The organism is Microvirga sp. 3-52, from assembly GCF_018383585.1.
Lineage (GTDB): Bacteria > Pseudomonadota > Alphaproteobacteria > Rhizobiales > Beijerinckiaceae > Microvirga.
The window spans coordinates 48628-64077 of the sequence record NZ_JAHAMK010000008.1 but is presented as its reverse complement, the minus strand read 5'-3'; the positions used below and the strand labels follow the sequence as shown (position 1 = coordinate 64077).

Below are 15450 nucleotides of genomic sequence, written 5' to 3'. Positions count from 1 at the left end.
AGGGGCAAACCCATGGGCAAGGTCACAGGCTTTCTCGAATACGACCGGCAGGAGCAGAAGTATCAGCTCGCCGGAGAACGCGTGCGCCACTTCCGCGAGTTCACGCTGCCGCTCGACGACAACGATCTGAAGAAGCAGGCGGGACGCTGCATGGATTGCGGCATTCCCTTCTGCCACGGGCCGACGGGCTGTCCGGTGCACAACCAGATTCCCGACTGGAACGATCTGGTCTGGCAGAACGACTGGGAGGAGGCCGCGCGCAACCTCCACACCACCAACAACTTCCCCGAATTCACGGGCCGCATCTGCCCGGCGCCGTGCGAGGAAGCCTGCACGCTCAACCTCGAGAACCAGCCGGTCACCATCAAGACCATCGAGCAGGCCATCGCCGACAAGGCCTGGGAGATGGGCTTCGTGAAGCCGGAGCCGGCGGAGGTTTCGACCGGCAAGCGCGTGGCCGTGATCGGCTCGGGCCCTGCCGGCATGGCGGCCGCCCAGCAGCTCGCCCGCGCGGGTCATGAGGTGCACGTGTTCGAGCGCCAGGCGAAGCCCGGCGGTCTGCTGCGCTACGGCATCCCGGACTTCAAGATGGAGAAGTACCACATCGACCGCCGCGTGAAGCAGATGGAGGCGGAAGGCGTGGTCTTCCATTGCGGCGTCAATATCGGCGTCGACAAGAGCTTCGCCTCGCTCCACAACGAGTTCGACGCGGTGCTGTTCGCCGGCGGCGCGGAAGATCCGCGCAACCCGAGCCTGCCGGGACAGGATCTCGCCGGCGTGCATTACGCGATGCCGTACCTGACCCAATCCAACCAGCGCCTCGGCAACGAGGAAGTCACCGCCGATCCAATTCTCGCCAACGGCAAGCATGTGGTGGTCATCGGTGGCGGCGATACGGCGTCCGATTGCGTGGGGACAGCCTTCCGTCAGGGCGCGCTCTCCGTGACGCAGCTCGACATCCGCCCGAAGCCTCCAGAGCGCGAGGACAAGCTGACCGTGTGGCCCTATTGGCCGACCAAAATGCGCACCTCGTCATCTCAAGCGGAAGGCGCGGAGCGCGAGTTCCAGGCGGCAACCCTCGGCGTCGTCGGCAAGAAGGGCCGCGTGGCCGGCGTGCAATGCGCTCGCGTGGACGAGAAGCGCCAGCCGATTCCCGGGTCGGAGTTCGTGCTCAAAGCCGACCTGGTCTTCATCGCCATCGGCTTTGCCGGCTCAGTGAAGGACGGCCTGCTGGACGAATCAGGCGTCGCCATGGACCGTCGCGGGAACGTGGTCGCCGACGACAAGACTTACCGCACGTCGAGCGCGAAGGTGTTCGTCGCCGGCGACATGCGCCGCGGCCAGTCGCTGGTGGTCTGGGCCATCCGCGAAGGCCGCCAAGCTGCCCGCTCCATCGACACCTTCCTGATGGGATCCAGCACCCTGCCGGTCTGATCTCCATCTGCTAGCCAAAACGAAAGCGGCGGTTCACCTCGAGATGAACCGCCGCTTTTTTGTTGTCCAGATGCTTTCAAGGATTGGGCCAACGGAAATCGTCGGCCCGCCCGGGACGGGAACCTGGAGCGATTCCTACCCGCAAGGCACGCTGGGCCGTATAGGCATTGTCCCCGGCCAGCTTCGGCGGGGCCGATACCAGCGCTCCCCCTGGGGTCACGTCCTGGCGAGTGAGCGGGAGGACAGGTCCGACCAAGGGCTTCGAGGGCAGCGAGACCGGTGCGGCAGCATCCGGCGGGGCCGGGATCGCTGCCTCGATTGAGGGAGGGGAAGATCCGTCCGCGGGCGTGATATCGGCCGGATTGGGGGCAACCGCAGTCGCCGTTCCGCCCTGCCCCAGGATGCGCTTGATCTCGGTATCGGCGAAGAAAGCGACCTTGCGCGCGCCGGCGCGGGTGAAGAACACACCCTCGTTGGTGCGCAGCTTGGCGGGCTCGCCGTCGACGTCGGGGCCTTCAGCCGTATAGCGGTTCTCATCGTCTACGAAACCCGGCCAGATATCGACGTAAGTGCCGCCGCCGCGCTGGACGCTTTCCTTGTAGATCTCGTTGATGGCGACCAGATCCTCGGAGGTCTTGCTGTTCTTCATCGGCGGCAGGCCGATCCAGACCACGGGGATGCTACGCTCCTTGAACGTGTTCACGATCGCATCGACGCGCTGGCGGTAGAGCTCCTTCCACCGGTCTGACAGGGGCTCGACGGTCTCGTCTCCCTCCCGGATCGCCTGCCGGTCGCTTGCGCCGAGCATGACCACGGCGATGGTGGTCTTCTGGCCGCCATCGAGGGCCGCCTTGATGAAATTCGGCCAATCGGCAGGATCGGTGCGGACAAGGCTCGTGTCCCTGATCTTGGGCACAACCGCCACATCCTGGTTTTCGGCGAGATGCGCGTCGAGCCCTTGGCGGGCGAAGCCGGCCAGGGCGTCGCCGAACACCACCACGTATGTGCTCGGATCGACCTTCGGCTTCTCCTGTTTCGCAACGGCGGCCGATGACGGGGCGGACTTGCGGGGGCGTGCGACGGGCGTACGCGTCGGCCGGGCAGGCTCCTCCGGGACCCCGAGGAAGCGCCTGATGCTGAAGCCTTGCTGCGGACGGGGTTGCGCGGGCTGTACGAGTTTTCCAGGATAATAGCCTGGAGGATAAGCCCGCAGATCGCGCTGGCCTTGCTGCTGGTAATAGCCGGACTGGGCCATGGCCGCACCGCCCCCGAGGGCTGCCAGCAGCAGCGCCAGGGACACGCAGCGAAGGATCGGCACCATGGTCATAGGCGGTTCCATTTCGTTCCGGACCAGCCTCGAGTATAGAGCCTTGCGGGGGCTCCGTCAGCGGGTCGCGCGCAGTTCACGCAAGACCGCATAATCGGCATAGCCATCCGGGATCAAGCCACGGCGCAGCTGGAAGTTCCGCACGGCCTCCCGGGTCTTGGAGCCGAGCTTACCATCCGTATTGCCCTCATAGAACCCGAGGCCGGCCAGCCGCTCCTGTAATTCCTGGCGCTGATCCTTGTCGAGCATGGGCTGGTCCTTGGGCCAAGCGCCCTGGATCGGCAATCCGCCGAGGAGCCGGTCGCCGAGATGGGCGACCCCCATGGCATAGGCATCCGAGGAGTTGTAGGCCTTTATCACGTCGTAGTTGCGGGTCACCAGGAAGGCCGGTCCGCTCGCTCCCCCCGGCAGGAACAGGCTGGCCTCGCCTGAGCGCGGCATGGTTTTCCCATCCACGCGCCGCACGCCCACGGCCTGCCACCGAGCGAAATCCTGCCTCAAATGCCGATAGTCGAAGCCGCGCGGCAGCGTCACCTCGAAGCCCCAGGGCAGCCCTGGCTCCCAGCCGTGCTGGCGCAGGTAATTGGCCGTGGAGGCCATGGCGTCGGGCACCGAGGACCAGATATCCCGAATCCCGTCCCGATTGCCGTCGACAGCGAATTTCATGAAGCTTGAGGGCATGAACTGGGTCTGACCCATGGCGCCGGCCCAGGAGCCCAGCATCTTGGAGCGGTCGATATGCTCGCCTTCCAGAATCTGGAGCGCGGTGAGCAGTTCCTCCTTGAAGAAATCGCCCCGGTAGCCGGTATAGGCCAGGGTCGCCAGCGCCCGCACCGCATAGATCGAGCCGGTGAAGCTGCCGAAATTGGTCTCCATGCCCCAGACGCCAAGCACCACGGAGCGCGGAACCCCATAGGTCCGCTCGACGGCGGCCAGGGTCTTGGACCATTCGGCCGCCATGTCCTGGCCGCGCTTCAGGCGCTGGGCCGAGATGGCGCCGTTGATGTAGTCCCAGATCGGACGGACGAATTCAGACTGCTTTTTCGTGAGCGCGATGATCCTGGTATCGGGCTCGACGCCCCGGAACGCCTCATCGAAGGTCGCTCGCGACACCCCTCGCGCCTTAGCGGCTGGCCAGAGCCCCTGGACGAAGCGCTGGAAGCCGGCCTGGGAGGATTCCTGCGCCTGCACGGGCGGAACGCTACCGCCTGCACCCACGGTGAGGCTCAGACCGAGAAGGAGTGCGCCGGAAAGGCGGCGCACCAGGGAAAGCGGCTGGCGCATGGAAGTCGCTCACGAAGCAGGACAGATCTGTCCTGCCAATGCGACACTAAGCAGGTTAACAGCCGGTTGATAGCTCCCCTTGTTGAGAGTGCGTCCTTATAGATCATCCATGGATCAGGCAGTCTGATCGGCCTCCTCAAAACTGCCGCTGTTGGCAGCTTAACCATGATCCTTCAGCTCCAATTCAGACCGGGAGCTGCAGCAAGGCGCACGCAACCGTGAAACCCCGGAAGCCCTGCCGCGTTGGAAGGCGCCGAAGCTTGACAGTTATCGGTTCCCTTTTCCCGGTCCTGACTTAGATTACCCTTCCCTCTTGATGCTCAATCATGGCCCAATCAATGAAGCGTATCCGCAAAGCAGTCCTTCCCGTCGCGGGTCTCGGCACCCGGTTCCTGCCTGCCACCAAGGCCGTTCCCAAGGAGATGCTCTGCGTCGTCGACCGCCCCGTCGTGCAGCATGTGGTGGATGAGGCGCGTGCCGCCGGCATCGAGCATTTCATCTTCGTCACCGGCCGCAACAAGGCCGTGATCGAGGACCATTTCGACATCGCCTATGAGCTCAACCGCACGCTGGAGAGCCGCAACAAGACGAAGGAGCTGGAACTTCTGGCTAAGGACCAGCCCCAGGCCGGCCAGACGAGTTTCACCCGCCAGCAGGAGCCGCTCGGCCTCGGCCACGCGGTCTGGTGCGCCCGCGAGCTCGTGGGCGACGAGCCTTTCGCCGTGATCCTGCCCGACATGCTCAGCCGCGGCTCCATGGAGCAGATGATCGCCGCCCATGACAAGCATGGCGGCAACATCATCGCCGTGGAGGAAGTGCCGGAGGACCAGACGCACCAGTACGGCATTGTCTCGGTCGGCCAGGAATTCGGCCAGACTTTCGAGATCACCGGCATGGTGGAAAAGCCGCCGAAGGGCACCGCGCCTTCGAACTACATCATTTCCGGCCGCTACATCCTGCAGCCCGAGATCTTCGACCTGCTCTCCACCCAAGAGCGCGGCGCCGGCAACGAGATCCAGCTCACGGATTCCATGATCCGGCTGATGAAGCAGCAGCAGTTCTTCGGCATGAAGTACCAGGGCAAGACCTACGACACCGGCTCCAAGATCGGATTCCTCATGGCCAACGTGGCCTATGCCCTGGAACGCGAGGAGCTGTCCGCCGATTTCCGCCGGGAGCTCGAGGCCCTGCTGCGGCAGAAGTAGGCGAGCTCAAGGGTTCCGCCAAGGGTTCCGCATGGCCGCCTCCCTATGCTAGAGGGGCGGCCATGGCACTTGCAAAAACAGCCCCCCATTCGCCCGATCCGGCCATTGCCTCGGCCCTGCGCACGCTTGAAACCGAGCGGGACGGCCTGACGATCCTGATGGACGCCATCGGCGACGGCCTCGGCCCGGTCTTCACGGCTGCGGTCGAAACCCTCGCGGCGGCCAAGGGCCGCGTCATCGTCACCGGCATGGGCAAGTCCGGCCACGTGGGACGCAAGATCACCGCCACCTTCGCCTCGACCGGCACCCCCGCCCATTATGTTCACCCGGCCGAGGCGAGCCACGGCGACCTGGGCATGATCCAGACGGACGACGTGATCATCGCGCTGTCCTGGTCGGGAGAGACCGCGGAACTCGCCGACATCATCGGCTATTCCCGACGCTTCCGGGTGCCTTTGGTCGCGCTTACCTCGAATGCGGAATCGACCCTCGGCCGCGCGGCCGACATCTGCCTGACCCTGCCGAAGGCCAAGGAAGCCTGCCCCAACGGTCTCGCACCGACCACCTCGACCACGATCCAGCTCGCGCTCGGTGACGCCCTGGCGGTCGCCCTGCTGGAAAAGCGCGGCTTTACGGCGGAGCACTTCAAAGTGTTCCATCCGGGCGGCAAGCTCGGTGCCCGCCTCAAGCTGGTGCGCGACATCATGCACAAGGACGAGCGTCTGCCTGTCGTGGGGATCGAAGCCCGCATGGACGAGGCGATCGGCGAGATCGGCCGCAAGGGCTTCGGCGCCGTGATCGTGGTGAACAATGACGGCACGCTGGCGGGCATCGTCACCGACGGCGACCTGCGCCGGAACCTGAAGCCTGATCTCATGAGCCTGCCGGTGGCAGCGATCATGACCAAGACGCCGCGCACCATCGCGCCGGATGCCCTGGTGGCGACTGCCCTGGAGATGGAAGAGGCTTCCCGGATCACGGCCCTGATCGTGGTCGAGAACAACCGGCCCATCGGCCTCGTGCACTACCTCGACCTGCTGCGCGCCGGAGCGGCGTAGAGATTCCTGGGCATCGCATTTCCGAGGCGGCGAACCGGCGTCCACTTCGCCTGAAAATGCTTACGGATCGTCGACCACGAGCGTCGAGCCCTCGATCCGCACCACGCGCACCTTGGCACCGGCAAACCGGTCGGCGCCGGTCACCCGCCAGGAGCTGTCGTCGACCCGGATGCGGCCCTCGCCGTCTTTGATCGGCGCCTCGAGGGTGAAGACCCGCCCGACAAGGGATTGGCCGCGCTGATTGAGCGGCGTGGCCTCGGCATCGGGCTGCGTTTTCGACCGGGTGATGAAGCGTCCCAGGATGACCGCCCCGACGGAGAGAAGCGCAAAGAGGAGTGCCGCCGCCTGCCAGGACAGGCCTAGAGCCGCGTCCAGCAATCCCGTGGCGATCGCCGCCAAGCCGAGCCACACGAAGAACGCGCCCGGTGCGACGAGCTCGACGCCGATCAGGATGACGCCGAGGATGATCCAGGCCCAGGCTCCAAGACCGATGAACGCATCGCCGATCATGAACGCTCGACTCCTCCGGGCACCGTAGGAACGCTGCGGGCGGGCTTGTTGAGACCTGCCCCGCCCTCGCCGAACACGGATTTGGTGAGTTCGGCGATACCGCCCAGCGTTCCGGCAAGCCCTGCCACCTCGATGGGCACGATCACCACCTTCTGGTTCGGCGCCGACGCGAGCGCCCGGATGGCGTCGATGTATTTCTCCGCCACGATGAAGTTGGCCGCGGCGAGATCGCCCTTCGTGATGGCCTCGCTGACCATGCCCGTGGCCTTCGCCTCGGCTTCCGCCTGACGCTCACGGGCTTCCGCGTCGCGGAATGCCGCCTCCTTCCGACCCTCGGCGGCGAGAATCTGCGACTGTTTCTGCCCCTCGGCGCGCAGGATCTCCGCCTGGCGCAGCCCTTCTGCCTCCAGCACTGCGGCGCGTTTCTCGCGTTCGGCCTTCATCTGCCGTGCCATCGCGCCGGCGAGATCCTGCGGCGGAAGAATATCCTTGATCTCGACACGCGTGACCTTGGCGCCCCAGGGCGAGGCGGCGGCGTCCATGACCCGCAGGAGCCGCTCGTTGATCTCGTCCCGGTGGGAGAGGAGTTGGTCGAGATCCATGGAGCCCACGACCGTTCGGATATTGGTCATGGTCAGAACCAGCAGGGCTTGGTTCATATCCGAGACTTCATAGGAAGCACGGGCTGGATCGAGAATCTGGTAGAAGGCGGCCGCGTCGATGGTGACGCCCGCGTTGTCACGGGTGAAGGCCTCCTGGCTCGGAATGTCGAGCACCTGCTCCATGACATTCACCTTTTTGCCCACCTGATCGATATAGGGCACGATCAGGCCCAGGCCCGGGGTGAGCGTGCGCGAATAGCGCCCGAAACGCTCCACCGTATAGGCATAGCCTTGCGGAACCGTCCTGATGCCCATGGCGATCGTCACCACCACGACGAGCACCAGCACGATGACGAAGATATCGAAACCACTCAGCAGCATGAGCCCCCCAGGCAACCTCGTTGCAGAGGGCTCACGCTAACGCAAACAGGGCTAGAGTCCTAGAGCGCTGGCGTACGCCCTGACTGAATGTACCTTCAAGGGCTCACACCTTCCGGCGTCATGGCCGGGCCTGTCCCGGCCATCCCGATCCTGTGAGGCACCACGCCTTTCGTATCGGGATCACCGGCACAAGGCCGGTGAGGCGAGGGAGGCAAACGTCCAGCCAATCCGCGACAACGGCATGGGCCTCTTCAGCTGATCAGATCCAGCCCTGGAGCTCGCGCTCCACGACATGGTTGATGACCCGCATGCCGTCATCGCTGTCGTTGAGGCAGGGCAGATAGGCGAATTCCTCGCCGCCATTGTGCATGAAGATCTCGCGGTTCTCGCCGTTGAGCTCTTCCAGGGTTTCCAGGCAGTCGGCCGAGAACCCGGGGGCGACGATGGCCATGCGCTTCACGCCGCTCCTGGCCAAAGCCTCGACGGTCTTGTCCGTATAGGGCTGAAGCCATTCCGCCGTGCCGAAGCGGGATTGGAAGCTCATGCGGAACCTGTCCGGCGACCAGCCGAAGGCTTCCCGCATCAGGCGCCAGGTCTTCACGCATTGGCAGTGATAGGGATCGCCCTTCAGCAGATACTCCTTCGGCACGCCATGGAAGGAGACGAGGATCACCTCCGGCTCGAAGGTGAGCTTCGCCAGTTCCTTCTTCATCAAGGAGACAACGGAGTCGATGTAGACGGGATCATCGTGATAGGGCGGCGAGACCCGAACCGTAGGCTGCCAGCGCATGTCCATCAGCGCCCGGAAGGCCTGATCGCAGGCGGTCGCCGAGGTCGCGGCCGCATATTGCGGATAGAGCGGCACCAGCAGAATGCGGTCGCAGCCCTGATCAAGGAGTGCCTGGATGCGCTCGCGCACCTCCGGCTTGCCGTAACGCATGGCCCAATCGACCGTGATCCTGTCACCGGCAATGGCCTTCAGGTGCTCGGTCACCTTCTCGGCCTGGTTGCGGGTGATGGTCTTGAGCGGACCCTCGTTGCGTTCGTTGTTCCAGATCGAGGCATAGTCGCGGCCCTTGGGGCCGGGGCGCTTGGTCAGAATGATCAGGTTGAGGATCGGCCACCAGAGGAGGCGCGGCGTCTCGATCACGCGCCGGTCGGAGAGGAACTCCTTCAGATAGGCGCGCATGGGCCAGTAGCTGGTGCCCTCGGGCGTCCCCAGGTTCAGAAGAAGCACACCGATCCGCCCGGTTCGAACAGCCGGATGGTCCACCGGGCGCACGCCCTGGCGAAGATCGGTCAGACTCACACTCTCATTCATCAAAAGCCCCTTGGCCGCAGGATTCGGGGACCGAATCCCGCTCTTCATGCCGCCCTAGATAGGATTTTCAGGCGGTTCCGCCAACAGGACGCCTCACCGCATCGTCGGGACTGCCTATGACCGGTCTTGCGCGAAAGCGGGTCAGACGCCCATCTCCGGGAAGCGCGCCTGCTTGAGCACGGCATCGATGGCAACGCGCAATCCCGTCGGATGGAAGTCGGTGTCGACTTTGGCGTTGAGCTGGGTGGCCAGCACCCGGTGGAGCAGGCGCGAGCCGAAACCCTGGCGTGTGGGAGCAGAGACGGCGGGCCCTGCCCGCTCCTCCCAGGTCAGCTTCAACCGCGTTCCGTCATCTGCCGGCTCGGCCTCCCAGGATATGGCGACCTTGCCGCCAGGGATTGAGAGGGCACCGTATTTGGCGGCATTGGTCGTCAATTCGTGGATCGCCATGCCGATGGGCACGGCCGCTTCGGAGGGCAGGTCCACGGCTGGACCGTTGAGAATGATCCTCTCCCCCCTGGCATCATTGTAGGGCCGCAGTTCCTTTTCCAGGATCTCGCGCAGGGATGCGGTCTGCCACACGGCCTCGGTCAGCAGGGAATGCGTGTTGGCGAGCGAGATGATGCGCCCGACGAACGCCTGATAGAAATCGTCGATGCTGAGCGCAGAGCGCGCCGTCGCGCCCACCACCGCCTGGACGGTGGCCAGCGTATTCTTCACCCGGTGGTGCAATTCGCGGATCAGCAGGGATTGGCGGGTCTGGGCCTGCTTGCGCTCCTCGATCTCGCTCTGTGCATTGCTGTAGAGGCGGCTGTTCTCGAGCGTGATGGCCGCCTGGGCCGTCAGGCCCGCCAGCAGGCGCTCGGAGCGTCGGTTGAACATTCCCGCCCTTTCGTGCCCGAAAACGAGGATGCCGTGTGTCTCTCCGGTCCGCAGGAGCACGGGAACGGCCAGGATGCTGCGGATCACGGGCGTGTCCGACGTGGAATCCAGCGTAAAGGGCGTCCCGTCGTGTCCCTGCTCGACGGCAATATTGTCCAGGCGGACCGTCTTGCCTTCCTGAAAAGCCGGGGCGCAGATGTCCCGGACATCCAGGGCGGCGAAACTGTCGCCGAGAGTTGCGGGCTCGAATTTCCCGTAATGCTCTTTCCCGCCCTGGGATGCGCCGCAGAAGAAGGCTCCGAACTGCGCTTCCGTCAGCTCGATCCCGGCGTCGACAACGCTCTCGATGATGCGGTCGAGGTCGAGCTCGGCCGCAAGGACGCTGCCCGTGCGGTTGAGAATTTCCAGCGCTGCGGTCTCCGTGCGCAGCTCGCTCGTCCGCAGCGCCACCTGCCGCTCAAGCAGGGCCGCATTGGCAGCCTGTTCGTGGAACTGATCGGAGGCCAGCGCCGTCAGCGCGAGCAGGGCCAGGAGAGCTATCAGGGCGAAGGCGCCATAGAGCCGCGTCTGGACGTACCAGGGCGTCCAATAGGCATCTTCCGGCATGCTGACGCTGATATAGAGCGGCATCGCGCCGACCTGACGATAGGCTCCGACCCGCTCCTGACCCGTGCTGATGAAGGAGTAGAGGCCGGACCGCGAGGCTGAGCCGAGCGCCGTGTCGAAAGCCGACTTGTCGATGGGTGCGAAGGAGAGGTGATCGGGCGGTGGGGGATATTGCGCGATGACCGTTGCATCGGGCGCGCGCATGAGAGCGACCCGGCTGCCTTTCGGCAGTCGAATCTTCGACCAGTAATCGTAGAAATAGGACAGGGAGACGGTGACCGCTGCGATGCCGCCGAATTCCGCGCCTCCATCCTTGAGGCGACGGCTGATCATGAAGGTCGGGGTCTTTGTCACCTGCCCGAGGATCGGCTCGCCGACAAACAGTCCGTGGTCTCCCGTCACGTGAGCGCTGAAGGCATCACGCCCGGAAACGTTCGATGACGGTGTTGGGAACCGTTCCGATGTGAGGCGCAGACGTCCGCTCTGATCGTTGAGCCAGACATCCTCGATGAAAGGCAGCGCCTCCTGGGTGGCATGAAGCTGCTGCCAGAGGGGCTTGGAGGCTTCGATCTGGTCCCAGCTCTGCCCCTGCATCAGGGCAGCGGCCTGTTTCAAGGTCAGGTCGGTGACCTCCAGAAGCCTGGCCGTATGATCGGCCAGGAAGAAGGCCGCATTTCTCAGGTCATCCTCATTGCGCTGGATCAGGCGGTTGCGCTGCTCCCAGGCAATGTAGCCGAAGGTCAGAAGAATGAACGCCACGCCGAACAGGCCCATGAACAGGGTCAGCCGGCCGCGCGCGAGGGAACGGCGACGCCGCTTCTGTGACAGGCTGATCGATTCAGGTCGCGTATAATACTGCAAGGGAGATCGCTTTTGAGTGGGAGATTCGCCGTTGCGCGGTCAGAATGGCACAGCAAGCGCCTTTGATGGAGAGGGAATTTACGCCTCGATGCCCTATTCACCAGAGGCAGGCGAACTATCGCGTTGCGGATGGGTAAAAAAGTGCGCCCGAACGTCACGTCCGCAACATCGCTCTATGAAAAACGCCGGAGCTCGTGAGAGCCCCGGCGCAAAGAAGAGAGAAAGAAGAGAAGGTGTCGGTCGGGTCAGCGCAGGACGACGCGGCCCTCGACCTTCGGCGCCACCTTGCCGGCCTTGGCGATGTAGTCGATGACCTGGGTCGCCATGAGCTGACTGGCGGATACGTCGACGAGCGACTTGGCCTCGGTGAAGACGCGGTACCCGTCGCCGCCGCGGGCCATGAAGTCGTTGGTGGCAAGCTTGTAGGTCTTGGCCGGATCGAGCGGCTGGCCGTTGATCTTGACCGACTTCACGCGGCTGCCGACCGGCTCCTTCACATCGATCTCCGCCACGATGCCGGAGACCTGCGGGAAGCGGCCGCCGAGCTCGCGAACCTGACTGACGCCGTTCTCGAGCGCAGCCTTGATCTGGGCGCCGGTGACCTCGAGCAGCACGGTGGTGTTGCCGAAGGGCATTTCGGCCAGGATGTTGCGGCGGGTCAGCTTCTGACCGGCCTCGTACTGCTTGTCGGCACGCAGACCGCCGCCATTGGTGATGGCTACGTCGGCGCCGACCGAGGCTCTCAGCGCATCGGCCACGAGGTTGCCCATGGCGGCCTCGCCTCCGCGCACGGTGGCGCGGCGGCTGTCGAGGGGCGTCTCCGTCACGCCGATTTCCACGTCCAGCTCCTTGGAGAGCTTGTCCTCGTAGCCCTTCACCACGGCCTCGATCTCCGGATCGGGCTTGACGGTGGCGCTGTCGACGAGGCGGAAGCTCGGTGTCCATGCGACGGTGGTCTTGCCGTCCTTCGTCGCCTTCGTCACGGCGAGTTCCGTCACGACAACGTAGTTGCCCTGGGACTCCGATTCCGTCAGGGCGACCTTGCCGTCGTAGAAGGCCAGCAGATGCTCGTCATGGCCGCCGATGATCAGGTCCACACCGGCCGAGCGGGCGATGATCATGTCGACTTCGAGCGGCGTATGGGCGACGGCGACGACGATGTCGGCGCCCTTCTCGCGCAGCTCCTTGGCCTTGGCACGCGCCGTGTCGATGGTGGAGGAGAACTTGATGGTTCCGGGGCTTGATGCGATCGGGGTGTCCTCGGTCGTGAGGCCGAAGAAGCCGATCTTCACGCCCTGTACCTCGACCATCTTGTCGGGCTTCGTGTTGGCCGGCAGGCCGTTCCCGTCGACGATATTGGTGGCGAGCACGTCGAACTTGGCCTCGGCCATGCGGGCGCGGAAGGCGGCGTCGCCGAGATCGAATTCGTGGTTGCCGGGCGCCATGGCATCGACGCCCATGCGGTTCAGGATGTCGATGATGTGGGCACCCTTGTCGAAGCCCGACAGGAGGGAGGGCGAGATGGTGTCGCCGGCATGGATAAAGAAGGCATTGCCCTTCGCCTTCTCCTCCTTGATGACGGTGGCCAGCCTGGCGAAGCCGCCGCGACCCTTTTCGGCGCTCATGCGGTCGATGTCGTTGGTTTGGACGAAGCGGATGGTCACGGCCTCCTGCGCCAGGGCGGTGCCCGACAGAAGCATGGACAATCCGAGAAACCCGGCGCGAAACGCAGCGGAAGGGCGGCTCTGAAACATCATGAAAGTCCTCGTAGCAGGTTGGAACCATGGGTAGAGTCCATGGAACCTAGACCGGCAACGTGTCACAGAAGTAACATCCTGTCGACGGCCACTGAGCCCAGATCCGCAGCAGTTCTGATGTCCTTTTCATCAGTGACCGCCGCCCCCTCTTGCCGGCGCAGCAACAGAGCCTGTGCCAACAGAAAGACGCGTCTTTCCAATGACCGGACCCATCAGCCAAGCCCTCGCCGAATTCCGTGCCAAGCCTCAGGCCGCCGGGTGGCTGAGGCTGCCTTTTTTCCAGGATGGAAGCGCCGAGGCCGTGGCCGCCAAGGTCGATGCGGTCGTTGCCTCGGGGGCGCAAGTCCTCCCTCCGCCCGAGGCCGTGTTCACCAGCATTTCCCTGACGCCTCTCGACACGGTCAAGGTGGTGGTCCTCGGCCAGGATCCCTATCCGACCCCGGGCGATTCCCATGGTCTTGCCTTCTCCTATCGCGGCGCCCGGCGGCTGCCGGCCTCGCTGCGCACGATCCTGGCCGAGATGGCGGAGGATCTGAGCGTGCCGATGCCGAAATCGGGCGATCTGTCGAAATGGGCGAAACAGGGCGTGCTGCTCATCAACACCTCGCTCACGGTCGAAGCCGGACAATCGGGAGCGCATATGAAGTTCGGCTGGTCGGCCCTGGTCGATCAGGCCATTGCGGCCATCTCGGCGCAGCAGCCCGCCGTGGTTTTTCTGCTCTGGGGCGGTCCGGCCCGCAAGCGGGCGGCGCTGGTGGACCGGACGAAGCACCTCGTGATCGAGGCGGGCCATCCCTCCCCGCTCAACCGGCTCAACGACTTTAGGGGAACCCGCCCCTTCAGCCGCGCCAATGCTTGGCTGGCCGAAAAGGGGCTGGAGCCGGTGGACTGGCGATTGGAACCCTGAGTTTCCATGAAGAACCTTGCCGAGAGGGCATCGGAGGGGCTAGGTCTCGCGGCATGAACGATGCAGCTGCGAACCGGCTGCCGCGACGGTCTTGGAGATCAGCATGACGGAACCCCTGTTCGGACAGGTCGAGGCGTTCGCCGGCGACCCTATCCTCTCCCTCAACGACAGCTTCAAGGCCGATCCCAGGTCCGAGAAGGTCAATCTCAGCATCGGCGTCTATACGGACGAGAAGGGCCGCATCCCGGTGCTCGGCGCGGTGATGGCCGCCTACGAGCGGAGCGGTTTCGCGGAACGGCCCTATCTGCCCATGGAAGGCCACGCGCTCTACCGCGAAGGCGTGCAGAAGCTCGTCTTCGGCGACAAGCATCCGGCGTTGGCCGAAAAGCGCGTTGCCACGATCCAGACCCTCGGCGGCACGGGTGCAGTGGGCATCGCGGCCGACTTCCTGGCCAAGCACTGCCCCGGCCGGACCGTTCTCGTCAGCGATCCGACCTGGGAGAACCATCACGGGCTGTTCCAGCGGGCGGGCTTCGAGACCACGACCTATCCCTATTGGAATCGCACCAACCGGTCGGTGGATTTCGACGGCATGGTCAAGGCGCTCGAGGCGGCGGAGAACGGCTCCATCGTCGTGCTCCAGCCCGTCTGCCACAACCCGACCGGCATCGATCTCGACGAGCGCCAGCAGGCCGCCGTCACCGACATGCTTATTGCCAAGCGCCACATCGTCGTGTTCGACATGGCCTATCAGGGCTTCGGCACCAGCCTCGACGAGGATGCCGCCTTCGTACGCCGCTATGCGGAACGTGCCAGCTGCCTCGTGGTCAATTCGTTCTCGAAGAATTTCTCGCTCTACGGCGAGCGCTGCGGCGGCCTGAGCGTCGTCTGCCGCGATGCGGACGAGGCCGAGCGCGTGCTCGGGCAATTGAAGCTGGCCGTGCGCCGCAGCTATTCGAGTCCTCCGATGACCGGTGGACTTCTCGTGGCCACCGTGCTCGGAAACGACGATCTGCGCGCGCAATGGGTCGGCGAGGTCGAGACCATGCGCACACGCATGGATTCCATGCGCAAGCTGCTCGCCGAGCAGATCCGCGCCCTGTCGAACGAGGTCGATGTGGGATTCCTGCTCAATCAGCGCGGCATGTTCAGCTACACGGGGCTGAGCGCGCAGCAGGTCGACGTCATGCGCGAGCGCGATGGCGTCTACCTCGTGGGATCAGGCCGCATGTGCGTAGCGGGGCTCAACGAGGCGAACGTGCCGAAGGTCGCGAAGAGCTTTGTCGAGGCGACACAGGCACGGGGCTGACGAGCC

Annotated in this window: 12 protein-coding genes; 5 read left to right on the top strand and 7 right to left on the bottom strand. The window is 64.6% G+C overall.

The features are described from left to right. Positions 1–12 precede the first annotated feature (12 nt). Positions 13–1434: a glutamate synthase subunit beta gene (locus tag KHP60_RS08895; protein WP_213563544.1), complete on the top strand. Its 1422-nt coding sequence runs from the start codon at positions 13–15 to the stop codon at positions 1432–1434. 76 nt (positions 1435–1510) lie between these two features. Here the strand turns inward: KHP60_RS08895 and KHP60_RS08890 are convergent, their stop codons facing one another. Next, positions 1511–2761 carry an SGNH family hydrolase gene (locus tag KHP60_RS08890; protein WP_213563543.1) on the bottom strand — a complete coding sequence of 417 codons (1251 nt, stop codon included), beginning with the start codon at positions 2759–2761 and terminating at the stop codon, positions 1511–1513. A gap of 57 nt (positions 2762–2818) precedes the next feature. Further along, a complete protein-coding gene (locus KHP60_RS08885; RefSeq protein WP_213563542.1) occupies positions 2819–4045 on the bottom strand; it encodes a lytic murein transglycosylase in 1227 nt (408 codons plus the stop codon). 338 nt (positions 4046–4383) lie between these two features. On the opposite strand from KHP60_RS08885, the gene galU reads away from it, so the two are divergent. Both galU and KHP60_RS08875 read left to right on the top strand, forming a co-directional pair. Beyond that, positions 4384–5250, top strand: a complete 867-nt coding sequence (gene galU, locus KHP60_RS08880) for a UTP--glucose-1-phosphate uridylyltransferase GalU (RefSeq protein WP_213563617.1) — start codon at positions 4384–4386, stop codon at positions 5248–5250. 62 nt (positions 5251–5312) lie between these two features. Beyond that, complete coding sequence (locus KHP60_RS08875) at positions 5313–6308, top strand: SIS domain-containing protein (RefSeq protein ID WP_213563541.1); 996 nt, start codon at positions 5313–5315, stop codon at positions 6306–6308. A 60-nt stretch (positions 6309–6368) separates the two neighbouring features. On the opposite strand, the gene KHP60_RS08870 is transcribed toward KHP60_RS08875, so the two are convergent. The 5 genes from KHP60_RS08870 to KHP60_RS08850 all read right to left on the bottom strand — a co-directional run bounded on the left by KHP60_RS08870 (position 6369) and on the right by KHP60_RS08850 (position 13228). Next, positions 6369–6818 carry an NfeD family protein gene (locus tag KHP60_RS08870; protein WP_213563540.1) on the bottom strand — a complete coding sequence of 150 codons (450 nt, stop codon included), beginning with the start codon at positions 6816–6818 and terminating at the stop codon, positions 6369–6371. Next, on the bottom strand, positions 6815–7801 hold the full coding sequence (locus tag KHP60_RS08865; RefSeq protein WP_213563539.1) for an SPFH domain-containing protein: 987 nt from the start codon (positions 7799–7801) through the stop codon (positions 6815–6817). The genes KHP60_RS08870 and KHP60_RS08865 overlap by 4 nt, the downstream gene beginning before the upstream one ends. A gap of 259 nt (positions 7802–8060) precedes the next feature. Next, on the bottom strand, positions 8061–9122 hold the full coding sequence (gene hemH, locus KHP60_RS08860) for a ferrochelatase (RefSeq protein WP_213563538.1): 1062 nt from the start codon (positions 9120–9122) through the stop codon (positions 8061–8063). Positions 9123–9263: 141 nt separating this feature from the next. Beyond that, a complete protein-coding gene (locus KHP60_RS08855) occupies positions 9264–11471 on the bottom strand; it encodes a sensor histidine kinase (RefSeq protein ID WP_213563537.1) in 2208 nt (735 codons plus the stop codon). Between the two features lie 245 nt (positions 11472–11716). After that, a complete protein-coding gene (locus KHP60_RS08850; protein WP_249688640.1) occupies positions 11717–13228 on the bottom strand; it encodes a bifunctional UDP-sugar hydrolase/5'-nucleotidase in 1512 nt (503 codons plus the stop codon). Positions 13229–13427: 199 nt separating this feature from the next. On the opposite strand from KHP60_RS08850, the gene ung reads away from it, so the two are divergent. Together ung and KHP60_RS08840 are read left to right on the top strand one after the other, a co-directional pair. Then, the gene (ung, locus tag KHP60_RS08845; RefSeq protein WP_213563536.1) at positions 13428–14135 is read left to right on the top strand and encodes a uracil-DNA glycosylase; all 708 of its coding nucleotides are present in this window, start codon (positions 13428–13430) and stop codon (positions 14133–14135) included. A 103-nt stretch (positions 14136–14238) separates the two neighbouring features. Beyond that, positions 14239–15444: an amino acid aminotransferase gene (locus KHP60_RS08840; RefSeq protein WP_249688639.1), complete on the top strand. Its 1206-nt coding sequence runs from the start codon at positions 14239–14241 to the stop codon at positions 15442–15444. Positions 15445–15450 lie beyond the last annotated feature (6 nt).

Bases quoted from the DNA above. Each gene is read 5' to 3' on its own strand.
- KHP60_RS08875 (WP_213563541.1), top strand. From the start codon at position 5,313: ATGGCACTTGCAAAAACAGCCCCCCATTCGCCCGATCCGGCCATTGCC.
- KHP60_RS08840 (WP_249688639.1), top strand. From the start codon at position 14,239: ATGACGGAACCCCTGTTCGGACAGGTCGAGGCGTTCGCCGGCGACCCT.
- KHP60_RS08865 (WP_213563539.1), bottom strand. From the start codon at position 7,801: ATGCTGCTGAGTGGTTTCGATATCTTCGTCATCGTGCTGGTGCTCGTC.
- ung (WP_213563536.1), top strand. From the start codon at position 13,428: ATGACCGGACCCATCAGCCAAGCCCTCGCCGAATTCCGTGCCAAGCCT.
- KHP60_RS08870 (WP_213563540.1), bottom strand. From the start codon at position 6,818: ATGATCGGCGATGCGTTCATCGGTCTTGGAGCCTGGGCCTGGATCATC.
- galU (WP_213563617.1), top strand. From the start codon at position 4,384: ATGAAGCGTATCCGCAAAGCAGTCCTTCCCGTCGCGGGTCTCGGCACC.
- hemH (WP_213563538.1), bottom strand. From the start codon at position 9,122: ATGAATGAGAGTGTGAGTCTGACCGATCTTCGCCAGGGCGTGCGCCCG.
- KHP60_RS08895 (WP_213563544.1), top strand. From the start codon at position 13: ATGGGCAAGGTCACAGGCTTTCTCGAATACGACCGGCAGGAGCAGAAG.
- KHP60_RS08890 (WP_213563543.1), bottom strand. From the start codon at position 2,761: ATGACCATGGTGCCGATCCTTCGCTGCGTGTCCCTGGCGCTGCTGCTG.
- KHP60_RS08850 (WP_249688640.1), bottom strand. From the start codon at position 13,228: ATGATGTTTCAGAGCCGCCCTTCCGCTGCGTTTCGCGCCGGGTTTCTC.
- KHP60_RS08885 (WP_213563542.1), bottom strand. From the start codon at position 4,045: ATGCGCCAGCCGCTTTCCCTGGTGCGCCGCCTTTCCGGCGCACTCCTT.